Source organism: Microbispora cellulosiformans, from assembly GCF_008728085.1.
Lineage (GTDB): Bacteria > Actinomycetota > Actinomycetes > Streptosporangiales > Streptosporangiaceae > Microbispora > Microbispora amethystogenes.
Map to the genome: position 1 here is coordinate 467,047 of NZ_VYTZ01000001.1, position 25,506 is coordinate 492,552.

At 71.4% G+C, this 25,506-nt stretch carries 16 protein-coding genes; 9 read left to right on the forward strand and 7 right to left on the reverse strand.

All coding sequences use genetic code 11. The features are described from left to right. Positions 1-52 precede the first annotated feature (52 nt). Complete coding sequence (locus F5972_RS01910; protein ID WP_225311093.1) at positions 53-1,156, reverse strand: mannose-1-phosphate guanylyltransferase; 1,104 nt, start codon at positions 1,154-1,156, stop codon at positions 53-55. Positions 1,157-1,708: 552 nt separating this feature from the next. Between F5972_RS01910 and F5972_RS01915 the strand changes: the two genes are divergently transcribed. The 7 genes from F5972_RS01915 (at position 1,709) to F5972_RS01945 (ending at position 14,510) form a co-directional block, all read left to right on the forward strand. Beyond that, on the forward strand, positions 1,709-5,038 hold the full coding sequence (locus tag F5972_RS01915; RefSeq protein ID WP_150930443.1) for a LamG-like jellyroll fold domain-containing protein: 3,330 nt from the start codon (positions 1,709-1,711) through the stop codon (positions 5,036-5,038). Between the two features lie 86 nt (positions 5,039-5,124). Beyond that, a complete protein-coding gene (locus tag F5972_RS01920) occupies positions 5,125-11,898 on the forward strand; it encodes a polymorphic toxin-type HINT domain-containing protein (protein ID WP_150930445.1) in 6,774 nt (2,257 codons plus the stop codon). After that, positions 11,895-12,386, forward strand: coding sequence for a hypothetical protein (locus tag F5972_RS01925; protein WP_150930447.1), 492 nt, complete (start codon positions 11,895-11,897; stop codon positions 12,384-12,386). Before F5972_RS01920 ends, F5972_RS01925 begins: the two co-directional genes overlap by 4 nt. A gap of 228 nt (positions 12,387-12,614) precedes the next feature. Continuing rightward, entirely contained in the window at positions 12,615-13,025 is a 411-nt protein-coding gene (locus tag F5972_RS01930) for a DUF7919 family protein (RefSeq protein ID WP_225311094.1), read from the forward strand. A 136-nt stretch (positions 13,026-13,161) separates the two neighbouring features. After that, positions 13,162-13,374, forward strand: coding sequence for a DUF7660 family protein (locus F5972_RS01935; protein WP_449843631.1), 213 nt, complete (start codon positions 13,162-13,164; stop codon positions 13,372-13,374). A 204-nt stretch (positions 13,375-13,578) separates the two neighbouring features. After that, on the forward strand, positions 13,579-14,004 hold the full coding sequence (locus F5972_RS01940) for a hypothetical protein (RefSeq protein WP_150930451.1): 426 nt from the start codon (positions 13,579-13,581) through the stop codon (positions 14,002-14,004). 95 nt (positions 14,005-14,099) lie between these two features. Next, entirely contained in the window at positions 14,100-14,510 is a 411-nt protein-coding gene (locus F5972_RS01945; protein ID WP_150930453.1) for a DUF6896 domain-containing protein, read from the forward strand. Positions 14,511-14,785: 275 nt separating this feature from the next. On the opposite strand, the gene F5972_RS01950 is transcribed toward F5972_RS01945, so the two are convergent. The 3 genes from F5972_RS01950 to F5972_RS01960 all read right to left on the reverse strand — a co-directional run bounded on the left by F5972_RS01950 (position 14,786) and on the right by F5972_RS01960 (position 17,916). After that, positions 14,786-15,913, reverse strand: coding sequence for a glycosyltransferase family 4 protein (locus F5972_RS01950; RefSeq protein WP_150930454.1), 1,128 nt, complete (start codon positions 15,911-15,913; stop codon positions 14,786-14,788). Positions 15,914-16,138: 225 nt separating this feature from the next. After that, positions 16,139-17,065 carry a lysylphosphatidylglycerol synthase domain-containing protein gene (locus F5972_RS01955; RefSeq protein ID WP_150930456.1) on the reverse strand — a complete coding sequence of 309 codons (927 nt, stop codon included), beginning with the start codon at positions 17,063-17,065 and terminating at the stop codon, positions 16,139-16,141. After that, positions 17,062-17,916 (reverse strand): class I SAM-dependent methyltransferase, encoded by an 855-nt coding sequence (locus F5972_RS01960; RefSeq protein ID WP_204284069.1) that lies wholly within the window; start codon positions 17,914-17,916, stop codon positions 17,062-17,064. The genes F5972_RS01955 and F5972_RS01960 overlap by 4 nt, the downstream gene beginning before the upstream one ends. A gap of 146 nt (positions 17,917-18,062) precedes the next feature. On the opposite strand from F5972_RS01960, the gene F5972_RS01965 reads away from it, so the two are divergent. Further along, positions 18,063-19,019: a lysylphosphatidylglycerol synthase transmembrane domain-containing protein gene (locus F5972_RS01965; RefSeq protein ID WP_225311095.1), complete on the forward strand. Its 957-nt coding sequence runs from the start codon at positions 18,063-18,065 to the stop codon at positions 19,017-19,019. A 22-nt stretch (positions 19,020-19,041) separates the two neighbouring features. Here F5972_RS01965 and F5972_RS01970 read toward each other — a convergent pair whose 3' ends face one another. The 3 genes from F5972_RS01970 to F5972_RS01980 form a co-directional block, all read right to left on the reverse strand. Next, complete coding sequence (locus F5972_RS01970) at positions 19,042-20,127, reverse strand: glycosyltransferase family 4 protein (RefSeq protein WP_150930458.1); 1,086 nt, start codon at positions 20,125-20,127, stop codon at positions 19,042-19,044. Further along, positions 20,124-21,056 carry a glycosyltransferase family 2 protein gene (locus F5972_RS01975; RefSeq protein ID WP_225311096.1) on the reverse strand — a complete coding sequence of 311 codons (933 nt, stop codon included), beginning with the start codon at positions 21,054-21,056 and terminating at the stop codon, positions 20,124-20,126. The genes F5972_RS01970 and F5972_RS01975 overlap by 4 nt, the downstream gene beginning before the upstream one ends. 145 nt (positions 21,057-21,201) lie before the next feature. Further along, positions 21,202-23,364, reverse strand: a complete 2,163-nt coding sequence (locus tag F5972_RS01980; protein ID WP_150930460.1) for a hypothetical protein — start codon at positions 23,362-23,364, stop codon at positions 21,202-21,204. A gap of 368 nt (positions 23,365-23,732) precedes the next feature. Here F5972_RS01980 and F5972_RS01985 point away from each other — a divergent pair, with 368 nt between their 5' ends. Then, positions 23,733-25,289: a phospholipid carrier-dependent glycosyltransferase gene (locus F5972_RS01985; RefSeq protein WP_150930462.1), complete on the forward strand. Its 1,557-nt coding sequence runs from the start codon at positions 23,733-23,735 to the stop codon at positions 25,287-25,289. Positions 25,290-25,506: the final 217 nt, after the last annotated feature.

Consider the following 25,506-nt stretch of genomic DNA (forward strand, 5'->3'; position numbering starts at 1 on the left):
CACCCGCCCAGTCTGCCGCTCCCCCCGATGACGGGTGGGAGCGGGACCGGTGTCACACGTCGCTGGAGAAGCGGACGGCGCACTCGGGCAGGGTGACCCCGGGCCACACGCGCATGCCGGCCGTGAGCTCGTTGCCGGGGCCGATGGACGCGCCGTCGCCGACCACGACCTGACGCAGCACGGTGCCGGAGGCGACGCGGGCGCCCACGCCGACGACCGAGTCCACCACGGTCGCGCCGGACGCGACGTGGCATCCCTCGGAGAGCACGCTGCCGCGCACGCTGGCGCCCGCCTCGACGGTGGCCCGGGGGCCGACGACCGTGCCGCCGGTGACCTTGGCTTCGGGCGACACGACGGCCCCGTCCAGCAGGAGCCGCTCACCGGCCGGGCCGGGCAGGGCGGGCGAGCCGAGCTTGCCCAGCACCAGATCGGCCGAGCCCTGCACGAACGCCGCGGGCGTGCCCACGTCGAGCCAGTACGACGCGTCGGCGAAACCGAGCACCAGCTCACCGGCCGCGATCAGGCCGGGGAAGGTCTCCCGCTCCACCGAGACCACCCTGCCCTCGGGGATCGTGTCGATGACCGAGCGCTGGAACACGTAGCAGCCCGCGTTGATCCGGTTCGTCACCGGATTCGGCGTCTTCTCCAGGAAGGCGGTGACCCGGCCCTCGTCGTCGGTCGGCACGCAGCCGAACCTCGACGGGTCGTCCACCTCCGTGAGATGGAGGGTCACCGCGGCACCGCGTGAGACGTGCAGGTCGACCTGCGCGGCGATGTCGTGGCCCGACAGGATGTCGCCGTTCAGCACGAGCACCGGCGCCTCGGGCGGGCAGGTCAGGGCTTGTGCGGCGTTGCGGATCGCACCGCCGGTGCCGAGCGGGGTGTCCTCGGTCACGTACACGATCTCCAGGCCGAACCCCGCCCCGTCGCCGAACGCCTCGGCGAACATCGAGGCCCGGTAGGACGTCGCGAAGACCACCCGGCGCACCCCGTACGCCCGCGCCTTGGCCAGCTGGTGCGCGAGGAAGGGCACCCCCGCCGTCGGCAGCAGCGGCTTCGGCGTGCTGAGTGTCAGCGGCCGGAGACGCGTGCCCTGGCCGCCCACGAGAAGGATCGCCTCAAGACCGTCCGGCGACCGCACAGAACTGTCCCTCACAGCCGCGAGAGTAGCCTAGACAGAACCTTCGTATGGCGTCCCGCCACAGGCATCTTTCCGGATATTTCCTGGCAGGCGCGCTACCTCCGTCGCCGAACCCTCAAATCGGACGGCACACAGGGCCACAAACGGACGCCCGAAAACGAACCCACCATAATTCCCTTTTTGCCGACCGTATCCTCGGCCGCATTGCGGAGAGACCCGAGTTCCGGCACGCATTTCCCCCCACTCAGGGCAGTTTCGTGCGTATCCGATCGGACATACAGCCCTAACCTGCCATGGGTTCCCGATCCCTTGCCAGTCGCGCACACATCGGCACATCGCGGCTGGTCGGCACAGGAAAGGGTGAAAGGCCAGAACTCCGGCGCAGCCGTACTCAAGTAGCAATCTGCACGAAGCTGTTTGACATACCACTTAACCGGCGCATTACATGTGTCGGCGCGGCCAAGAGCACCGAATCGGCGCGCCAATCCCCTTTCGCCCCCACTCGGGGCCATCCTCCTTTTCCTGGAGTCCTGCTTGAGGCTGCACCGTTCGAGGCTGCACCGTGCCATGCCCGCGTTCGTCCTCATCGCCGCCGCGCTGTCACCGCTGACGCCCGGGAGCCGTGCGTACGCCGAGCCGGTTCCGGCGGCGCAGCCGGACGAGGCCGCCGCGCTGCGCGCCGCCCGGGACTCCGGGCAGCCGGTCGAGGTGCTCGACCGGCGGACGGAGAACCGGACTGTGTACGCCAACGGTGACGGGACGTTCACGCTCGAACAGAGCCCGTTGCCGGTCCGGGTCCGCCGGGGCTCCGGGTGGGCTCCCGTGGACACGACGCTGCGGGCGGAGGCCGACGGGACGATCGCGCCGGTGGCGACGGCGGTGGGCCTGTCCCTGTCGGGCGGCGGGGACGGTCCGTTCGCGACCATCTCCGACCAGGGCCGTGAGCTGTCCATGAGCTGGCCGGGCAGGCTGCCGGCGCCGAAGATCGAGGGGTCGGCGGCCACCTATCCGGAGGTGCTGCCGGGGGTCGACCTGCGGGTGACTGTCTCGGTCACCGGCTTCTCCGAGGTTCTCGTCGTGAAGAACGCGCAGGCGGCGGCCGACCCGGCGCTCGCCACGATCACCTTCGGCCTCGGAGCCAAGGGTGTGGCGGTCAGCGAGGGCGCGGAGGGAGCGGCCCAGGCGGTCACCGAGGGCGGGGCCGTGGTCTTCCACTCCCCCGCGCCGCAGATGTGGGACTCGTCCGCCGACCGGTCGGGTGCCACCGCCGGGCGCCAGGCGTCCACGGAGGGGCCGGAAAGCGGGAGCAGGCGCGCCACGATGCCCACCGAGGTGACCTCGTCGGCGATCTCGATCACCCCGGACCGGGCCATGCTGACCGACTCACGGACCACCTTTCCCGTCTTCATCGATCCGGAGTGGACGGGGTCGAGGCTCGGCTGGGCGATGGTGTCGTCCGACGGCTCCTACACCGGCTGGAATCCCGCTCACCGGTCTGAGGCGGGCTCGTACAACGGCTCGGTGAAGCGTCGTTCGTTCTATCGGATGCGGACCGACCACGTGGCGTACAAGCACATCCTCAAGGCGACGTTCCGGATTACGGAGACCTGGTCCTGGTCGTGCAGCGCGCGGCCCGTCCAGTTGTGGTTCACCGGGCCGATCTCCCAGTCGACCACCTGGAGCAAGCAGCCGGCGCTGCACAGGAAGCTGGACGAGCTGAACGTCGCCAAGGGCTACGCACCCGGCGGGTGCGACAGCGGCGGGATCGAGTTCGACGCGACGGACGCGGTGGTCAGCACCGCCGGGCGCGGGCTGGACGACACCACCCTCGGCCTGATCGCGGGCGACGAGACCGACAACTACGGCTGGAAGGGGTTCGACCAGGACACCGCCAAGCTCGTCGTCACCTACAACAGCGTGCCCAGCCGGCCCGCCGCGATGGGCACCGCCCCGGCCACGCCCTGTGCGACGGGCTCCGGGCGGCCCGCGGTCAACTCGCTGACGCCGGCCCTCAAGGCGAAGGTCTACGACCCGGACAAGGCGGGCGACGGGGTCCGGGCCGAGTTCGACGTCAACGTCTACAGCTCCTCCGCCGGCACCTGGGGCGACCTGTACACCAAGACCACCGGCTACCAGGCGTCCGTCGACCCGGTCGAGCACAAGGTGACGCTGTCCGGCCTGACCGAGGGCGGCGTCTACTCCTGGCGCGTCCGGGCGTACGACGGAACCGACGGCGGGCCGTGGAGCGCCTGGTGCGAGTTCCGGGTCGACACCGCCGTCCCCGCCGGACTGCCCGGTGTCTCCTCCGCGCGCTACCCGGCGGACGAGCCGGCCGATCCGGGCCTGTGGCACGACGGGATCGGCCGCCCGGGTGCCTTCACCTTCACGCGGAACGCGGCCGACCCCGACGTGGTCGCCTTCGACTACGCGGTGGACGACATCACGGCGCGCCGCCGGGTGCAGGCGTCGTCCGGCACCGCCACCGTGCAGATCGCCCCGTCGCACGACTGGCTGAACACGGTCTACGTATGGCCGGTCGACCAGGCGGGCAACCTCGGGCCGTACGCCGCCTACCAGTTCTACGTCTCCTTCACGGCGGCCGGGCCGGTCTCGTACTGGACGATGGACGAGGCCGCCACGTCGGCCACCGCCGCCGACGCGGTCGGCGGCAGGGCGCTGACGGCGACCGACGTGTCCTTCGGCGGCGGCCGTTCGGTCAAGGCCGCCTACCTGAACGGCACCAGCAGCCGCCTCGCGGCGGGCGGCCCCGTGCTGGACACCGGCAAGGCCTTCACCGTCTCCGCCTGGGCGCAGGTCACCAACGACACCCACGTCAACACGGTCGCGGCCCAGGAGGGGAACCGCGCCGCCGGCTTCCAGCTCTACTACAACCACGGCGACAAGAAGTGGAGCTTCGGCCGCCGCCCCTCCGACGCCGACGGCGTCTCACCGGTCAAGGCGGTCTCGGACGCGCCCGCCCGGCTCAACGCCTGGGAACACCTCGTCGGCGTCTACGACCCGGCCGCGGCCCAGTTGCGCCTGTACGTCAACGGACGGCTGCAGTCGTCCCAGCCCGCCTTCACCACGCCCTGGAACGCGACCGGCGCCTTCGAGATCGGCCGCATGAAGATCGACGGCGTGCTCGGCAACTACTTCAGCGGGGTCGTCGACGAGGTCCGGGTGTGGGACCGCATCGTCTACCCGTCCGAGGTCGCCGACCTGGTGAACCGGCCGCCGCAGCACCAGGGCTGGTGGCGGTTCGACGAGGGAGCCGGCACGTCCGCCGCCACCTCCACCAGCCACACCGGGCGCACCGCGACCCTGTCCGGCGGGGCCGGGTGGACCACCGACGGGCACGACCTCGACGCGCTGGCGCTGCCGGGCTCCGCCCAGTACGCCGCGACACCGGCGTACGTCACCCGGACCGACGGCAGCTTCACCGCGGTGGCCTGGGTCCGGCTCAACAGTGCGGGAAAGACGGCGACCGCCGTGAGCCAGGACGGCACCCGCCGCAGCGCCTTCACGCTCGGCTACCGCGTCTTCGGCTCCACCGGCAGGTGGTCGTTCGACCTGCCGGACGCCGACACCGACACGGCGAGCCTGTTCAGCGCCACCGCGGACCCCGCGCTGGCCCCCGTCGACCTGGAGCAGTGGACGCTGCTGGCCGGCGTCTACGACTACCCGCGTAAGGAGCAGCGGCTGTACGTCAACGGCCAGAAGGTCGCCGTCGCCGCGTTCGGCGCGCCCTGGAACTCCACCGGCGCGCTGCAGGTCGGCCGGGCCAGATCGGCGGGCGCGGCCACCGGCTACTGGCCGGGCGACCTGGACGACGTCCACGTCTACACCGGCGTCCTGACCGACGAGGAGATCCTCAACCTCACACTGGGGCTCGCGTGACCGCTCCCCCGACCGGTGCGGCCGGTGACGACCGCGCTCCCTTCCCTCGTTCTCCCGGCTCCGCCCGTCCTCACGGAGGCTCTGAAGTGATCGGCAAACCCGTGGTCCCCCTGTCCCGCAGGTGGACCACCCGTCTCGCGGCGCCGGTGGCGGCGGCCGTACTGCTCGGCCTGTTCCAGGTGCCGCGGGCGGCGCAGGCGGCACCGGACGGCCCGCACCGGCCCGGCGACGTCTCCTCGGTCTCGGGCAGTACGGGGAGCGCGCGGCCCGCCGGGAAGGACCCCGAGGCGGGCACGGCGTGGCGGGCACGCGAGGCCGCCTGGCCGAACCCCGGCACCGCCACCGTCCGCCCGTCTGGCGATGGCAGGGCCCGCGCGGGCGATCTTCCCGTCTCCGTCGGCGTGCCCGCCGATCAGGCCGGCGGCACAGGGACCGGCACTCTGGCAGTGCAAATGCTCGACCGGAAGGCGGCGGCCGGGCTCGGCGTGGACGGCGTCGTCGTTCGGGTCGCCCGCACGGACCAGCAGGCGGCCGGACGGGCCGACCTCGAAGTGGACTATTCGAGCTTCGCGGACGCCTACGGCGGTGACTGGGCCGCGCGGCTGCGGCTGGTCCAGCTGCCCGCCTGCGCGCTGACCACCCCCGGCGCCCCCGCGTGCCGGACCGCGACTCCCGTCCCGAGCGAGAACCGGGACGGGAAGGTCTCCGCCGTCGTCCAGGCCGCCCCCGCGGCGGGGTCGGTGTACGCGCTGACGGCGGCTCCCTCGGGCGGGTCGGGCGACTTCACCGCGAGTTCCCTGTCGCCGTCGGCGACCTGGTCGGGCGGCGGCTCGACGGGCGAGTTCTCCTGGTCGTACCCGCTGCGCACGCCCCCGGGCCTGGGCGGCCCGATGCCGCAGCTCGCGCTGTCGTACTCCTCCGGGAGCGTGGACGGGCGCACCTCCTCCACCAACAACCAGACCTCCTGGATCGGCGAGGGCTGGGACCTCACCTCCGGCGGGTTCGTCGAGCGCCGCTACAAGTCCTGCGCCGACGACGGCGTGACGCCCAAGACCGGCGACCAGTGCTGGGCGTACGACAACGCGACCGTCACCCTGGGCGGCAAGGCGAGCGAGCTGATCCGTGACGACGCCACCGGCGTGTGGCGGATGAAGAACGACGACGCCGCCAAGGTGGAGAAGCTGACCGGCGCCGCCAACGGCGACGACGACGGCGAGCACTGGAAGATCACCACCACCGACGGCACACAGTACTTCTTCGGGCTCGCCCGGCTGCCCGGCTGGGCGTCGGGCAAGCCGGAGACCGACTCCACCTGGACCGTCCCGGTGTTCGGCGACGACTCCGGCGAGCCGTGCCACGGCTCGACGTACGCCGCGTCCTGGTGCAGGCAGGCGTGGCGGTGGAACCTCGACTACGTCGTCGACCCCAACGGCAACGCCGCCACCTACTGGTACGCCAAGGAGACCAACTACTACGCTCGCAACCTCGCCACCGCCACCTCCTACGACCGCGGCGGCTACCTGAGCCGGATCGACTACGCGCAGCGGTCCGACAGCCTGTTCTCGGCCTCCGCGCCGGCTCGGGTGACCTTCGGGGTGGCCGAGCGATGCCTGCCCGACTCGTCGTTCGACTGCGCCACGTCGAAGTTCACCACCGCGAACGCCTCGCACTGGCCGGACGTGCCGATGGACCAGAACTGCGACTCCGGGCAGTCGTGCACCGGCAAGGTCTCGCCGACGTTCTGGTCGCGCAAGCGGCTCACCTCGGTCACCACGCAGATCTGGTCCGGCAGCGCGTACGCCGACGTCGACACCTGGACCCTGACCCACCTGTTCCCGGGCGCGGGCGACGGCACCGACCCCGCGCTGTGGCTGGACTCCGTCCAGCAGACCGGCAAGACCGGCGGCAGCGCCGCCCTGCCGGCGGTCACGTTCGGCGGCGCGCAGATGCACAACCGGGTCGACGGCACCGAGGGCCTGCCGCCGTTCACCAAGCGCCGGATCACCGTCGTCTCCAACGAGACCGGCGGCCAGATCTCCGTCACCTACTCGGGCGAGGAGTGCAAGGCCGGTCAGACCCCGGCGCCGGACAACAACACCAAGCGGTGCTTCCCGCAGTACTGGACGCCCGAGGGCGCGAGCGACCCGATCAAAGACTGGTTCCACAAGTACGTCGTCACCGAGGTCAGCGAGATCGACCGCACCGGCGGTGCCCCCTTCACCACTACGGGCTACGAGTACGTCGGCCCGGCGGCCTGGCACTACGACGACGATGACGGGCTGACCAAGGAGAAGTACAAGACCTGGTCACAGTGGCGCGGATACCAGAAGGTCCGCGTCTACGAGGGCGACCCGGACGGCGAGCGGTCGCTCACCGAATACCTCTACTTCCGCGGCATGGACGGCGACAGGACCACCTCGGGCACCCGCTCGGTGAGCGTGACCGACTCCGAGGGCACGGCCAGCACCGACGACGACTGGCTGCAGGGCGTCGTCCGCGAGGTGACCACCTACACCCGGGCGGGGGGCACGGTCCTGGAGGGCGCCATCTCCGACCCGTGGACGCGCGGCCCGACCGCCACCCGGGTCCGCTCCTGGGGCACCAGCCGCGCCTACATGGTCGACACGGCCAGGACCCGGACCCGCACCGCGCTGACCGCGGGCGGGTGGCGCCGCACCGAGTCGGCCACCGCCTTCGACAACGACGCGCTCGCCACCCAGGTCAACGACCTCGGCGACACCTCCACCGCCGACGACGACCAGTGCGTGCGCAACACGTACGCCCGCAACGACAGCAAGTGGATCATCGACACGCTCGCCCGGGTGGAGACGGTCTCGGTAGCCTGCTCGGTCACCCCGGACCGGTCGAAGGACCTGCTGTCCGACGCCCGCATGTCCTACGACGGTGGCGCGTACGGCGCGGCGCCGACGAAGGGCGACGTCACCACCACCGAGAAGCTCGCCGGCTACGACGGCTCGCCCTCGTACGTCACCGTCGCCACCACGAAGTACGACGCGTACGGACGGGTGGTCGAGGTCGCCGACGCGGCCCAGCACAAGACGACCACCGCCTACACCCCGGCCTCCGGGGGCCTGGTCACCAAGACGACCGTGACCAACCCGGCCGGTCACGTCACCACGACGGAGATCCGCCCCGAGTGGGGCGCCACGACCGGAGTCGTGGACCCGAACGGCAAGCGGACCGACGTGACGTATGACGCGCTCGGCCGGACCAGCCAGGTGTGGCTGCCGACGCGGCCGAAGGCGAGCAACTCCGCCTCGCCCAGTGCGAAGTACGCCTATCTGGTCCGTACCGACAAGCCGGTCGCGGTGACCACCCAGACGATCCGCAACGACGGCACCTACACCACCGGTCACACGCTGTTCGACGGGCTGCTCAGGGTGCGGCAGACGCAGGCCCCCGCCCCTGGCGGCGGCCGGGTGATCACCGACACCTACTACAACAGCCGCGGCCAGGCGGTGAAGGCCAACCAGCCCTACTTCAACGACCAGTCCCCCGCGACCACGTTGTGGGAGGTGGGCAACGACGCCGACATCCCCGGCCAGACGCGGACGCAGTACGACGGCGCGGGACGGCCGACCGCCTCCGTCTTTCTGGTCCACAACGTGGAGAAGTGGCGGACCACCACGGCGTACGGCGGTGACCACGTCGACCTCACCCCGCCCGCCGGGGGCACGGCGACCACCACCTACACCGACGCGCGCGGCCGGACGACCGAGCTGCGGCAGTACAAGGGCGGGGTTCCCTCGGGGGCCTACGACGCCACCCGCTACGCCTACACCCCGGGCGGGCAGCTCGCGAAGGTGACCGACCCGGCGGGCAACCAGTGGTCGTACGGCTACGACCCGCGCGGCCGGAAGGTCCGCGCCGACGACCCCGACAAGGGCCGCACCACCTTCGCGTACGACGACCTCGACCAGCTCACCTCCAGCACCGACGCGCGGGGCAGGACCCTCGCCTACACCTATGACGTGCTGGGCCGCCCGACCGGCAGGTACGACGGCTCGCCCACCGGCACGAAGCTCGCCGACTGGACGTACGACACGCTGGCGAACGGGACCTCGGTCAAGGGGCTGCCGGTGGCCTCGACCCGCTACGCGGGCGGCCAGGCGTACACGACCAGGGTCGACACCTACGACGACGCCTACCGCGCCACCTCCACCACCATGGTCGTCCCGGCCGCGGAGGGCAAGCTGGCCGGCAGCTACCAGTACGGCGCGTCGTACAACGTCGACGGCACCCTGTCGGGGTCGGCGATCCCCGCGGCCGGCGGCATGCTGCGCGAGGTCATGCTGTACGGCTACGACGAGCTCGGCAACCCTGTCACCACGAGCGGCCTGACCAGCTACGTCACCGACACCAAGTATTCCAAGCTGTCCCAGCCGCTGTGGCAGACGCTGCGCACGAGCAGCACCGGCAAGCGGGTGATGCGCTACTTCTACTTCGACGACGGCACCAACCGCCTCAACCGCGTCCTCACCCAGCGCGAGACCGCCCCCATCGGGATCAGCGACCTCAACTACGGCTACGACGAGGCCGGCAACATCACCTCGATCGCCGACAAGCCGTCCGGGCAGACCCCCGACGTCCAGTGCTTCACCTACGACTACCTGCGGCGGCTGACCGAGGCCTGGGCCCAGGGCGCCGAGGACTGCGCCGCCGCCCCGTCCACGTCCGTCCTGGGCGGGCCCGCGCCGTACTGGTCGTCGTTCGGCTACGACGCGACCGGCAACCGTACGCGGGAGGTGCGGCACAGCGGGAGCGGAGACGTCACCCGCACCTCCACCTTCCCCGCCGCCGGGCAGCCGCAGCCGCACACGCTGCGCACGGTCGCGACGGCCGGCGGCCCGAACGACGGGCAGAGCGACAGTTACGGCTACGACGCGGCCGGCAACACCACCGGCCGCACCGCCGGGGCCGTGCAGCAGGCTCTCGAATGGGACGCCGAAGGCCATCTCGCCAAGGTGACCGAGGCGGGCAAGACCACCTCCTATCTGTACGACGCCGACGGCAACCGGCTGATCCGCCGCGACCCCACCGGCGCCACCCTGTATCTGCCGGGGCAGGAGGTCCGCCTGGACACCGCCTCACAGGCCACCTCCTACACCCGCTACTACAACCACGGCGGGGCGCAGGTCGCGGTGCGGACCAAGGCCGGCCTGTCCTGGCTGGCCCCCGACCCGCAGGGCACCGCCACCGCCGCGGTCGACGCCTCGACGCAGGCGGTCACGCTGCGCCGCTTCGACCCGTTCGGTCAGGCCCGGGGAACCGCCCCCACCGCCTGGCCCGGCGAGAAGGGCTTCGTCGGAGGGACGATCGACGCCTCCACCGGGCTCACCCACCTCGGCGCCCGCGAGTACGACGCGGCGGCCGGCCGGTTCCTGTCGGTCGACCCGCTGATCGACGTCGCCGACCCCCAGCAGATGAACGGCTACGGGTACGCGAACAACTCGCCGGTCACCTCCAGCGACCCCGACGGCCTCATCCCGGAGGACTACGCCAACGGCCGCAACGGCGGCTACCGGGGCTGGCAGCAGGACATCGCGGCGGCCAAGGCTCACCGCCCCATCCGCCCGCACCCCAGCTATAGACCCGTCGGCCACTACTCGGCGACCCCGGTCTACCACGCGCCCAAGCCCACCTGCGGCACGTGGAACTTCGGCTGCCACATCCGCAAGGCCGTCAGCACGGCCGGGCAGTGGGTCGCCGAACACAAGACCGTCATCGTCTCCACGATCGTCGCCGTCGGCGTCGGCGTGGCCTGCGAGGCGGTCACGGCGGGAGCCGGCACCGTCGGCTGCGCCATGCTCGCCGGAGCCGCCGCCCATCTCGTCTCCGACGCGATGCAGGACAGCATCCACAGCGTCGGCGACGCCCTGAGATCCGCCGCCATCGGATCACTGGAAGGCCTCGCCGGAGCCGGCATCGGCAGGGCGATCGGTGCCGCCGCCAAGGCGGCGGCACCCTCGATCCGCGCCGCCGTGGGCGGCAGGGCCGGCCGGGTCACCGCCGCGGCCGAGGGACGCTCGGCGCCCGCGGCCTGCAACAGCTTCGTGCCGGGCACGGCGGTGCTGCTCGCGGACGGATCCACCAAGCCGATCGAGGACGTCCAGGTCGGCGACCGGGTGAAGAGCACCGACCCGGAGACCGGTGAGACCGGCGCGCGCCCGGTGACCGCCCTGATCCACGGCTACGGCGACAAACACCTCGTGCGGATCGCCGTCGCCGACGGCACGAAGACCGGCACGGTCACGGCCACCGACGGCCACCCCTTCTGGATCCCGGGCCGCCACGCCTGGGTCGACGCCAAGAACCTCAAGCCCGGCATGTGGCTGCGCACCAGCGCCGGCACCCTCGTCCAGATCACCGCGGTCAAGAAGTGGACCGCCCACCACCAGCACGCCCACAACCTCACCATCGCCGACCTCCACACCTACTACGTGGCGGTCGGTAACACCCCGGTGCTCGTCCACAACTGCAACAGCGCCGTCGAAAGCGCCTCGGTTGATGACCTGGTGAGTATGGCGACGCAGCAGGGCAAGGGAGGATTGAGTCCGGCTGGCAGGTCCTACCAAAAGCATGTCGATCCCCTGAAGAGAACTCCAGCACACATCGCGAAGTATGATGTCGGCCCCATATCGACCAACGCCGACAGGACGCTTATCGGCGACTACCATGTGGAAGACATCATGACCAACCCTGGTGTCGTAGAGAGCGTCAATCATTCTGCGACGGCGCACTACGGCGGGATCACCCGAGACTTTCGTCTACCAGGTGACGGACGCGGAGTGCGGTGGAGCATGCGTGGTGGCGGCGCAACCTTCGAGGGGTTCCTGTGACAGGCTCGCATGCGAGCGACTTCGAGTCGCTCATCCCGCTGTTCACCGACGACGAACTGGGCTCCGTGCGCGACATCTACGTGATGGACGCCGACCTGGATGCCTGGGAACGGCTGCTCGCGAGTCTGCAGGGCTCCCGCTGGGATCCCCAGCTGTTTGTGAGGCAGCGTGCCGTCGACTTCCTATCGGCGGCGACCATTTTCGCCGGAGCTTCGCCGGAGGCCGACACATACGATCTGCGGGTCACCGTGGGGGATGTCTGGATCTGGTGTCACTTCTACTCTACGGATGAGATCGAGTTCAGTCTCCAGGCCGGCCAGATAACGTCGGTACCCGCCCTGAAGCACCTCGTCGAGTTCATGCGATGGCTGAGCGACCTGTTGGAGAAGGACGTAAAACTCACGCTTGAAGCACCGACCGGGAACAGCGCACCCCCGCTCCTTCTTGTGAAGCGAGGCTCGGGGGAGCTCCAGTCCTTCCCCTTGTAATGCCGTGCCAGACCAGACGAAGGAATCGGGTGGTATGGACCTGGAGGTTGAGGTCGGTTCGACCATCTCGCGGTGGGAGTTGGCGGCTCCCGACCACACGCTCAAACCCCCGGCGGGCCCACCATCCGTGAGCAGTCCCACACGGTGGTCAGCGCGACTCATCTCAGCGAACTACTGAAACCCCGCGTGGGGACCTGCCACTGGGCGGCATGTCAGGAGGTCAGATAAGTGGCGACGTACGAGGATCTCTCGCCGTACACCTACTGGAAGGACGCGAATCTGCCCGCACCTCACAACGGCGTGAGGATGCTGAACGTCGGATGGCTGGGCAGGGGCCGGGAGTTTGAGACGGGGCGATGCGCTCCCGCGGTCCTTGCCATCCTCAGCCGCCTCGCCGCGACCCCGCAGAATGTCATGCGGGGACTCCACTACTGCGAGTTCTGTGAGGAGGAATCACCGATCAGGATCCCCGTGCCGGGGAGCCGGAGTGGACATGCCTGGTTGGGGACCGGAGAAATCCACGTTGCCGCGAAGGACGGCGTTGTGTACTCAGCTCCGACGCTCATCGTGCACTACATCGACAAGCACTCCTATCTCCCCCCTGCCGAGTTCATCGAGGCAGTGCTCCGCCTACCCTGATCTCACGACGTCATCCGGAACCGAGGTCTGGGTGAATCCGATGCCACCAAGCACATCTGGGAGGAGACGCGTGGTCTCGCCTTCTCAAGGCCGTATGCGGAACAGGCCCGGCTGAGCAGCCTCGCGGCAGCCGGATTTGGCGGCGTTCATCCGTCGTATGGCGGAGGTGTCCGCCTCTCCCGAGGCGGAGGAGTGGGAGAACGACACGCTTCCGCGATTCCTGGACGGGCTGGCGGCATTCGTCTCCGCGATGGACGGCTACTTCCGCAATCAGGGGCTCTCCGTTCCGGATCAGCCGTCATGGCAGCTGGTCGGCGACATGCTGGCGGCCGCGACCCTCTACGAATAGCCGGCTCACCGAAACGGCGGTCCGGGGAACAGCCCTCCCCGGGACCGCGGCGGCGTGAGGCTCCCTGAGGCGCTCGCCTACCAACTGGCGGGCGCCCAGCCGTACCCCCTTTGACCGCGTCCGGTCCTACCGCTCGGCCGGATCGGCGTAAGGGCCGTGGGCGGCCGGGCGGGCCGAGTCACCGCCGCGGCCGAGGGACGCTCGGTGCCCGCGGCCTGCAACAACTTCGTGCCGGGCACGGCGGTGCTGCTCGCGGACGGATCCACCAAACCAATCGAGGACGTCCAGATCGGCGACCGGGTCAAGAGCACCGACCCCAAGACCGGCGAGACCAGCTCACGCCCCGCGGCCACCGTCAAGACTCTTCCTGAGGATTTCCGGCCGACCTCGGGCCAAAACTATGTCCCGCTCGTTCGCGCAACACCGGAGCAGGACGCGATAGAAGTGCCCGACCTTCATTTCGAAATACACGGCGACCATCTCAGGATCACTTTACACAAGCAGCCGGAAGAGAGATACGTCGGCGCCGATTCAGTGCCCTTCGGAGTCGGAGTAGAAGGGCTTCTTGTTTCAGTGATTCTGCAGTGGACCCCTCTGGAGAGGGAACACTTTTTGTCGCCATGCTCATGATGGCCCCATTATTCGAATTTTCTGGAGTGGAAGATATGGAGATCTCGACGACGGTCGAAACTTTGTTATGTCGTCGGTCCTGATAGCATCCGATCGTGAACGAATGGTCAGCGGTCGAGGCGGTGCGGTCGTTCGTGGCCGCACTGCGGTCTACGCGCGACAGGGCGATTGCCCAGGTCGGCGGCGCCCAAAGCGTCAAAGACATCGTGCACATGGCTCACCGGAGAGCCATTCCCCGCGATGCGGGCCTCCAGGACGGAACTTGCTACTCTGTCCACGGAATCGGCTGTTGGATGGCCGACCCCGAAGGCCGAGAAGTCGACGTGGACATCGACGACGACGATCACGAGATATTCGACGCATGGCGCATAACCAGGTACTTGGGGAGCACCTCCCGAGAGGTCTCCAAATCCCGAGATGATATTCTTATGGCGTGTCGCGACCTCGTGAATTCGGGGGAGCTGATAGAGCCCAGGAAAAACTGGTTCAGGTTGCCCCATCCTTGACGGGCCGATCGAAGCAAAGAGCTCCACGTGCCGGATCAGCCGCCATGGCAGCTTGTCCGGGGACACGCTGACAGCCGCGAACATTCACGAACAGCGGGCCAGCGAATGTGAACCAGTCCGTGCGAAGAAGAGTCGCAACTTGTTCACGGGCCGTCGGCGTACGCCTCCGCTTGCCGTCAGCCCTCGGCAGAGGACCAGGTAATTCGCGCGAGGCCGGATAATGCCGTGCTACTCGACGCCGTCCACGACGTGGCGCGGACGAATCACTCGGCACACTAACCCTCGACGGCGCGTTGGTAGGCGAGGAGGTGGGCCTCGGCGGAGTGCTTCCAGGTGAACTCGCGCGAACGGGTGACCCCCGCCTCGGCCAGGGACTCGCGCCGTTCCGGCGACTCCAGCAGGGCACGCAGCGCCCGCGCGATGCTGTCGGCGTCGGGTTCGGTGTAGACCACGGCGTCGCCGCCCACCTCCGGCAGTGAGGCACGGTGGGTCGTCAGCACGGGCGCCCCGCAGGCCATCGCCTCCAGCACCGGCAGCCCGAACCCCTCGCACCGCGACGGCGAGGCGACCGCGAGCGCCCCGCCGAGGAAGCCCGGCAGGTCGGCGAAGGGCAGGTAGCCGGGGCGCACGACCTTCACCCGGGGCGGCAGCGCCGCCACCGCGGCGTCGACCTCCTCGTCCCATGCGGGGCCGCCCGCCAGCACCAGCGCGGGCGGGTCGGGCAGGTGGGCGACCGCCCGGCCGAAGCCGGCCACCAGGTTCGGCACGTTCTTGCGCGGCTCCAGCGCGCCCAGATAGGCGACGTACGGCCGGCCGTGCAGGCCGATGCGGCCCGCCACCCGGCGCACGTCCTCGGGCGCCGGCGGGTGGAACAGCGCGGAGTCGACCCCGTGATAGGCGACGTCGATCCGGGTCGGGTCGGCGGCGAGCACCCGGACCAGCTCGTCCCGGGTGGCCTTGGACGGCACGATCACCCGGTTGGCGTGGCGGACGGCCGTACGGGTGGCCGACCGGAAGAACGAGGCCCTGACAGGGTCGTGCAGATCGGGGTCGGTGAAGGAGGTGGCGTCATGGACGGTGACCACCGTGGGCAGGCCGGAGCCCAGCGGGATCGAGTAGTAGGGGGCGTGGATCACCTGGGCCCCGGCCTGCCGGGCGAGGACGGGCAGGCCCGTCTGCTCCCAGGCGAGCCGCTTGTCCCGGTTGGTGATCGCGGGCGGCCCGGAGAGGATCCGGGCCGTGGGCGCCAGGGCCGCGTACCGCTCGGCGTCCGCGCGCTGGCAGACCAGGGCGAGATCGGCGCCCGCCTCGTGCAGGGCCGCGACCAGACCATCCACATACCTGATGAGGGCGCCACGGTCGGCGGGGACGGCGGCGGCGTCGACGAGCACTCGGGGTGTCAAGTGAATCGCTCCCCTCACTGGGCCCGCTCCGGCGGAGGTTCGCTCCCCGTCCTCACGGTCCCGCTGTCCGGCAGGTGTTCCGGCAGGGACCTGGGCCCCCGCCGCATACGGACGCCTGCCCAGCATCCCTCCCTTGTCACTCTATTTCCGGCGTCCCCCGAAACGTGAGTGTTATCACATGGGGGTTGTCTCCCAGGATGCGCAAGGCGCGGACAATCCACGGAATCAGGCCCGGATGACGGGTTCCTCCCGCGTACAGGTGGCTCGGCGGGCGGCGAGCCCGGCGGCCCCGGCGCACACGAGGTCGCCGAGAGACACGATCAGCCGGGAGCACAGCGCGGCGGCGATGGCCACGGGCCGGTCGAGCACGGGCGCGAGCGCCGCGACCATCGCGGCCTCGCGCACACCGACCCCGGCCGGCGCCAGAATGAAGACGAACCCGAGGCACCAGGCGAGCGCGAACGCGCCGACGCTCAGGATCACCGCCGAGGGCCCACCGGCCCCGAGGCCGTGCACGATCAGCGCCAGGTGCACGCCGTACGCGGCCCAGCCGGTCAGGGCCCAGCCGCACGCGACGAGCAGGCCGCGGCGGGTGAGGGGCCGTTCGAGCGGCTCCCTGCGCAGTTTGCGCAGCCCGAAGGCGATGACCCGGTTGACCACGGCGGGATGCAGAGCGGCGGCGAGCACGGGCACGAGCAGCAGGAGCCAGGCATATCGGGCGACCGACTGCCCGGCGAGCACCGGAAGCGTGACGGCGGACACCAGCAGGCCGGTGCCCAGATAGACCGGATAGGTGAGGAAGAAGGCGGCCGCGCTGCGGGAGCGGGGCACGCCATGGTCGCGGCCCATCTCCATCTGGGCGATCATCGGCCACACCGACCCGGGGATGTACTTGCCGAGCTGGCCCACGAAGAAGATCTTCGCCGCGTCGGTGAACGCGAGCGGCGAGCCGAGGTCGGCGAGCAGCGCCCGCCACATCAGCATCCCCGCGAGGAGTGCACCGAGCACCGCCGCCAGCGAGCCGGTGAGCTCCGCCCACGACAGCCGGCCGAAGCCGTCCGCCACGGCGCTCCACTGGCCCGCGACGGCCCAGATCCCGAAGCCGAGGGCGACCAGCAGGAACAGCGTGCGTACGAGCTTGCGGCGGTTCATCGCGACGTGCGCACCGGCTCCGGCGGCTGAGGCAGGGCCGCGCCGAGCGGACGGCGGGGCGTCTTGGTGGCCACCCACAGATAGGTGGGGACGACCGGCAGCAGCGCCCGCAGCGCCGGGCGCGGGGTGCGCTCCAGCGTGGCCTTGGCGGCGCGGCCCACGGCGCCGGGGAACAACTCGCCTCCCGCGAACCGCTCGGGCGCGGCCAGCACCGGGAACGTGTAGTCCCACACGTGGAAGTCCGCGAGCATCCGACGCAGGCCGGGGCGGGTGCGGAAGCGCTCGTAGTAGTGGTCGGCCCGGCCGGACGCCCGCACGTAACGGTCGGCCGCGGCGGGCGGCAGGTACGACAGGAAGGGCAGCTTGTAGTGCGGCTCCATCACGCCGAGCCGGTTGCCCAGGCCGAGGTAGAGCACGCCGTCGTCGGACAGCACCCGGTGCATGTCGGCGATCACGGCGTCGGGGTCCACGACGTGCTCGTAGATGTGGTTGAAGACCAGCACGTCGACCGACCCGTCCGGCAGCGGCAGCCGGGAGCCGTCCGCGCAGACGAACCCGACCCGGGCCCCGAAGCGGTCGGCCGCCCTGCGCAGGCCGGGGACGTCGATGTCGAGCCCGAGCGTGCGGCGCGCGCCCGCGGCGGCCAGCTCGTCGGCGATGAACCCGGCCGAGCACCCGACGTCGCCGACGGTCAGCCCGGAGAGCGCCTCGCCGGGCTTGCCGGCGTCCCTGCCCAGGAAGTGCGCGAGCACCGCGATGATCTTGGCGGCCTTGCGGCGGCGCTTCTCCTCGTCGAGCATCGCCGCCTGGAGCTCGGAGTATTCCAGCTGGGCCGCGCGTTCCCCGCTCACCGGTCGATCACCCTCGCGTCCTGACGGTCGTCCACGCTGCCCAACAGTACCCGTGCCCGCCCTGCCCCCGTCGCCGATCAACCGACCCTGTGGACAACCGCGCGCCGGACCTACCGGCAGGTAGCGTCAGGCCGTACCCTGTGCCCGTGCCGCGCCTGCCCAACGGCCTGCCGAACCGCCTGCGCTCCGGCCCGCTGCCGCGCGTGCTGCTCGCCCTGGCCGCCCTCGCCTTCCTGGCGTACGGCCTGGCCCGGAACGGGACGGAGACCTGGGCCGCCCTGGAGCGGCTGTCGTGGTGGTCGCTCGGAGTCTCGTTCCTGGCCGTGCTCGTGGGGCTGGCCTTCATGCTGGTCGCCTGGCGCGACATCCTCGCGGGGCTCGGCTCCCCGCTGCCGCTGCGCGTGGCCGCGCGGGTGCTGTTCGTCGGCCAGCTCGGGAAGTACATCCCCGGCGCCGTCTGGGCGTTCGCCGCGATGATGGAGCTCGCCCGCGACCACGGAGCGCCGCCCAGGCGGACGTTCGGCGCCACGGCCCTCGGGCTGGTGACCTCGCTGGGCTGCGCGCTCGCCCTCACGGCGGCGACGCTGTCGGGACAGATCGCGCGCGAGGCGTGGTGGCTGCTCGCGCTCGTGCCGCTCATCCTCGTCGGCCTCCACCCGCGCGTGCTGGCCTGGGGCCTGGGCCTCGCCCTCCGCGTCGCCCGCCGGGACCCGCTCGACCGGGTGCCGAGCGGGGCGGACATGACCAGGGCCGCCGCGTGGACGATGGCGGGCTGGCTCGTGTACGGCGTGCACCTGTGGGCCCTGGTGGGCGGCCTGCGGCCCGGAGGGGTGTCCCTCTACGCGATCGCGGCCGGGGCGTACGCGCTGGCCTGGTCCACCGGCATCCTCACGGTCGTGGTCCCGGCCGGGATCGGCGTGCGGGAGGGGGCGATGGTCGTGGCCCTCGCCCCGCTGCTCGACACGCCCAGCGCCCTGGTGGTCGCCGTGGTGTCCCGGGTGATGTTCACCCTCGCCGACGTCACCTGGGCCGGCCTCGGCTTCCTCCTCGCCCGCGGCGTCCGCGCCGAAGCGCCGGACGACCTCGCCGCGCCGTCTCGCTGAACCACCCGGCGCGCTGAGCCGCTCAGGCCGGCGGGGCGGTGGCGAGCAGGGTGTCCAGGTACGCGGCCCAGTGCGGCTCGGGATCGACGGGCGCGACGCCCGCCCGCAGCCGTTCCGGGGTCCCGGGCTCGTAGAACCTCTTGATCGCCTCGGCCAGCGCCCCGGCCGAGCCCGGCTCCACCAGTAGGCCGTCCACGCCGTCGCGCACGTTGTCAGGCAGCGCCCCGACCCGGGTGGCGATCACCGGCACTCCGTGCTCGTGCCCGAGCCAGACGTTCTGGCTGGCCGTCGCCGAACGGTAGGGCAGCACCAGCGCGTCGGCCTCGGCGAACAACCCCGGCACGTCGTCGGCCGCGACGTACCCCGGCCGCAGGTCGATCCGCCCGGTCAGGCCGAGGCGGCCGATCAGGGCACGCGTCTCCTCCAAGCCGCCCCAGAACTCGCCCGCGACGGTCAGCCGTACGTCCGGCACCTGCGCGAGCGCCTCCAGCAGCAGGTCGAGGCCCTTGTACGGCCGGACGATGCCGAAGAAGAGCAGCCTGCCGTACGGCTCACGGCCCTCGCCGGCCCGGGCGCCGCGCGCGGGCAGGTGCGGTGCGAGGGCGGCCACCCGCACCGGCGCCGCGGTGAGCCCGCGGGCGAGGCCCGCCTGCTGCTCCGAATGCGCGAGCACGCCGTCCACCCGGCGCAGCAGCGCCTTCGTCAACGGCCGGTCGTACGGCTTGCTCTCGTGCGGCAGCACGTTGTGACACAGTGCGACGACCCGGGCCCGGCGACGCAGGCCGTACAGGATCCCCAGGTAGGCGGGCACCTGCACCGGGCTGAGCACGGCGAGCACGACGAGGTCGGCGCCGCGCAGCCGCCGCCCGCAGGCGACCCAGCCGTCCGGCCTGCGCCAGTCGAGGTCGCGGCGGGTGCCCGGGTACGGCTCGCCCTCCGGGCTGTCGATCGTCTGCTGACCGGGATACAGGAACGACGGATACTGCGCCCGCCACGACTCGATGACGACGTCGTGCCCGGCCGCCCGCAGCCGGTGGGCCAGCTCGGTGGTGTGCTGCGCCCCGCCGCCCTTGTACGGATACGTCGGGCCGACGATCGCGATCCTCAAACGTCACCCCTGGATCGCACGATCAGGTCCGCGAGCAGCGCCACCGCCCCGATCAGCATCCCGGACAGGAACGTCACGATCGTGTTGCTGGTGAGGTAGAAGCCGTACCTGACCACGTCGAACACGCCCTTGGCCAGACCGATGCCGACCAGCCAGAGCGCGGGCGGCATCAGCACCTTGAGCGGGTTGAAGTACATGATCATCCGTAGCACCTGCAGGATGTAGCGGTAGGCGTCGGAGACGAAGTTGAACTTCGACTTCCCCGCCCGCTTCGCGTACTCGATGGGCAGGTAGTAGACGTCGTGCTGGTTCGACATGAACGCCAGCGTGATCGTCGTGACGCAGGAGAAGCCGGGGGGCAGCAGCCGCAGGTACGGCCTGGCCACCGACCTGCGGAAGGCCCGCAGCCCGGAGTTGAGGTCGGGGATCTTCTGCCCGGCCAGCCGCTCGGCGACCTTGCGGATGAACCACTTCGCGGGCACCCGCAGGAACTTGTGCGAGCCCTCCTCGGTGGTCCGCGCGCCCACGACCTGGTCGATCGTCGGGTCCTTCTCCAGGATCTGGACCAGCTCGGGGATGCGCTCGTTCGGATAGCTCATGTCGGCGTCGGTCCACACGACGATCTCGCCGCGCGCCTCCTGGCTGCCGATCCGCCGTACGGTGCCCGACCCGCCGTTGCGGTGGAACGCCCTGATCCGCATGTTCGGGAAGCGCGGTGCGGCCTCGTGCAGGCGCGCGAGCGTCTCGTCCGTGGAGCAGTCGTCCACCGCCAGCAGTTCGTACGTGTAACCGCTGGCGTCCATCGCCGCGGAGATGCGCTCGACCTCGTCGACGACGTGGTCCTGCTCGTTGTAACAGGGCAGGACGATCGTGACGTACGGTGTCTGTGCGGGAGTCACGGCGCTTCCAGAGGTCTCGGGCGTGGTCACGTCCGGCAAGGGTACTCTGCCCCGCCAAGTGGCGGTCTCACTTCGCGGGCACCGCCCGCACAGCCGATTCCCCTTCGTGGCCGCATCGACCGCTCCCACCAGGAGCACCCCGGCCGCGCGACGGCACTCCGCCGGATCTGTCGGTCTACCCCCTGAGAACGGTCGACCAGACGTCGACGCGCAGCGACCAGGTGCCGTTGGGCGCGTCGGCCAGCGACCGCTCGTCCTGCCGGGTGCGCAGGCTCATCACCCGGCTCGCCGGGCCGTACGCCATGAGCTGCTCGGGCTCGGCCGCGAGCAGCACGGGCACGCGGCCGGTACGCCGGACGGCTCCCGCCAGGCGCAGCACGTCGGCGGGGCGCGGCACGTCGGAGTCGGGGGGGTAGACGACGCGGGCCGTCGGCAGGCCGCACTGACCCCGCACGACCTGCGTGAGGCGGTCACCGGTGACCCGTTCCACGATCAGCACCGAGGCGTCCTTCGGCAGCGCGCCGCACAGTCCCGCCACCGCCGCGGCCTCGCCCCGGTTGACCGGCGTGAACGCCGTCCCGATCGAGGTGATCGCGGGAGGCACGACCAGCAGCAGCGCTCCCGCCCCGGCGGCCGCCCGCGAGCGCCACGGCCGGCCGGCGAACCAGGCGAGCCACCCGGACGGCTCGGCGGCGCGGGCCGCGAGCCGCTCCCGCAGCCGTCCGGAGAGCCAGCGGAGCCCCCAGACGGCCAGCAGCACCAGCCCGGGGACGACGACCGGCACCAGCCTGCGGGAGGCGAAGGGATGGTCGGGCGTGATCGCGGGACGCCAGAGCGTCGTCACCGTCGTCCATCCGATCACGGCGAGGGGCAGCAGCCAGGCGAACTCACGTCCCCTGACCAGGCGGTGGGCGAGCACCGCCGCCGCGACGGTCGCGAGCACGACGACGGGAACGCCGACGTACCAGAACAGCCAGTCGAGGGAGTGCTCGTAGTACAGCCGTGAGCCGTCGGGCGTCAGTCCGTTGGCGATCTGCGTCTTCTCGACGAACTCCGAGGTGAGCCGGTCCTCGGGGGTGACCGCGACGCGCCGCACGGTCTGCACCCACGGCCGTACGGCGAAGCCCGCCATGACCAGCACGACGAGGGCCGCCGCGGCATTGGGCAGCCACCGGACACGAGGGACGGACGACCGCGTACGCGACGCGAGCCACGGAGCGAGAGCGGCGCCGACGGCCGTGAGGACCACGACGACGGCGCAGATCGCCAGGAGGGGCGTGAGCGAACCGGACAGATAGGCGAGATAGGGCCGGGCGAGGACGTAGCCATCGGTGAAGCCCCACGTCGCGCCGACGGCCAGGCCCAGCAGGAGGGGTACGCCGAGCCGGCCTTCCGCCCTCCGGTTCCCGGTGATCCTGGCGAGCGCGATCAGCACCCCGGCGAGGATCAGGACGGGCAGCACGTCACGCAGGCCGTCGATGCGGACCAGCAGCGCCAGCCCGAACGACAGCCCCGCGAGCGCGGCGGGCCCGAAGCCCGGCCGTTTCGCGAGTGTGCCCGGCTCCGGCTCTGGGCCGTGCGCCGGGCCCGGCCCGGGTCCGAGGTCCGGCTCCGAGCGGGACGGCGTGGCCCGGAGCCGGGTCCGCGCGTCGAGCAGCAGGTTCATCCCGCCGAACAGCAGGATCAGGGACGGGATCTCACTGAAGGTCGTCCGGGACGCGTAGAGGACCGGCAGGCCGACCGCGAAGACGAGGGCGGCCAGGGGCGCCGAGCGCGGGCCCGCGAGCCGCGCCGCGGTCCCCGCGACGGTGAGCACCGCGAGCGCGCCCAGCACGGGCGGCACGAGCAGCAGGCCGGGCACGCCGCCCAGCCAGTGGCCGATCGCGTGGATCATGGGCGGCCCGGCCATGAACTGGGGGACGATCCCGCCGTCGACCAGGTAGAAGCCCATGCTGTCGAAGCGCAGGGCGGGATCGGCGCCGCCGAAGTCGCCCACCGGGATCGGCAGCGACCCGTGCCTGGCCAGCCAGACGGCGTACTGCGCGTATGTCGCCGGATCGCGCCGGACGATCAGCTGCTCGCCGTGCAGGAGCCCGTTGAGGACCCCCGACCCGAGCGCCACGGCGAGGACCGCCGCCGTCGCCCATCGGTGCGTCGCCGCGGCCCCGGGCAGGCGACGCAGGCCGTACGCGCACAGCAGGATTGCCGCCCCGCCGCCGAGCAGCGTCATCGGCAGCGGCCGGAACCAGCCGAGCAGCAGCAGCGGCAGCCCGGCGAGCAGCCATCCGCTCAGCGCGAGCGCGGGCACGACGGAGACGGCCGCGAGCACCCTGCCCATCGGTGTCTCCGCCACCCTGCCCATCGGTGTGCCCGCCGCCCTGTCGGCCGCCTCACCCGCCACCCCGTTCGAGGGGCCGCCGGCCGGCAGCCGCGTACGCCCACGACTGTTCGCTGGAATGCAGCCGAGACTATCGGTCGCCCCCGGCCCACACCCTCCCCCAGCCGTTCCCCCCACCCCACGCGTCGCCGTCGTCCACAGACAACACAGCGACTCGCGCAGAGGGGGTTACGGAGCCGGTAGCGTACGCCGGAAAGCGGGCAGGGGGGCGAGTGCAGGTGTCGGACGGCGGGGGCGGGGCTCCCGCGAGTGGGCGGCTCCGGCGCTGGGGGCGGGACCGGCCGGCTCCTCGAAATCCGGTCCGTCCGATGGCCTGGGCGCGCGAGGACCTGCCGGGATGGGCACGCCGGCACCGGTGGTTTCTCGGGGTCCTCGGGCTGGGCACGCTGCTGCGGCTGGTGACCGTGCTCGGCTACCGGCCTGCACTGTGGTTCCCCGACTCCTACACGTACGTGGTCACCGCCATGCGGCCGAGGCCGGACCTCGTCCGCCCCGCGGGCTATTCGATGTTCCTGCGGCTGTTCGAGGCGTTCCACAGCTTCGGCCTGGTGGTGACCGTCCAGCATCTGCTGGGGCTGCTCACCGGCGTGATGGTCTACGTGACCGTCCTGCGGCGCGGAGGCCGCGCGTGGGCCGCCGTCCTGGCCTGTGTGCCGGTGCTGCTCGACGCCTACCAGATCGAGCTGGAGCACCTGCTCGTCTCCGACTCGCTGTTCACGTTCCTGCTCGTCGCGGCGGTGTGCCTGGCGATGCGCCGGCCGCTGACGGCGCGTGCGTCCGCCGCGCTCGGCCTCCTGCTGGCCGCCGCCACGCTGACCAGGACCATCGGGCTCCCGCTGATCGCCGTCTTCGCGTTGTTCCTGCTCGCGTACGGCATGCGGCGAGCGGGTGCCGCAGCCGAAAGCACGGCGGAAGCGATGGCGGAGAGCAAAGGCACGGTACGTCCTGGCAGGGTGGTGGCCGCGATCGTCCTGCCCTTCCTGGTGACCGCGCTCGTGCCGGTCGCCGCGTACGCCGGCTGGTTCTACGCGGCCCACCAGCGGTTCGGGATCATCGGCTCGAACGGCGTCTTCCTCTACGCCCGGACGATGTCGTTCGCCGACTGCGCGGTGATGGACCCGCCGGCCGACCTCGCCGTACTGTGCGATCCCCGGCCGCCCGCGGCCCGCCCGGTGTCCCAGGAGTACATCTGGGACGCCGCCTCACCCCTGGTCCGGCTGCCCGGCATCACGTTCACCAAGGAGACCGACACGCTGGCCGGGAGGTTCGCCTCGCTCGCGATCCGCAGCCAGCCGCTCGAATACCTCCGTACGACACTGACCGAGCTGGGCCGGTCGTTCACGCCCGGGCGGCCCGTCTACCCGGACGCCGACACCTACGGCTACTACCGTTTCCCGGCGACCGTGCCGCCGCCGCCCGGCCGGTATCCCGCCCTGGTGGGCAAGGAGTTCGCCCGGCGCTACGAGCAGGGGTCGCTCACGGTCCGCATCGCCGAGCCGCTCGCGGGCTGGATGCGGGGCTACCAGCGGGTGGCGTGGCTGCCCGGGGCGGCGCTGCTGGCCGTCCTCCTGGTGCCGCCCGCCGCGTGGGCGGCGAGGCGGATGACAGCGGCCCGGAGGGAGCCGGGAACGCCGGCGCCCGGTGGCTGGCTGCTCGGCTGGACGACGGCCTGGGCGCTGCTGCTCGTTCCCGCCGCGACGGCGCAGTTCGACTACCGCTACACGCTGCCCGCGGTGCCGCTCGCCTGCCTGGCCGCCGCGCTGGCCGTCACACAGTCGGCCACACACGCTGCGAGGCGCGCCGCCACACAGACCGCCACACGGGCCGCCGCACCGGTGTCCGAAGGCCGCCACGAGGGCGCCTGAGCGGCCGATCCCTAGAAGTTCCGCCAGGGTGATGTGACCTGGACGAATGGCGTGAAGAACACCAAGTCAGGGTAAAGACAAACCGATTCTTATACCCAAAATGTCGGTGTTTAGTATGCTCTGGCCCTGGGATCAGGGGGGCAGTGGCGCGGCGTATGCCGGGCCTGGATCCTCCCAATCGTGGCGCCCGCAGGCGCTCCCGTGACCTACGCTCGGA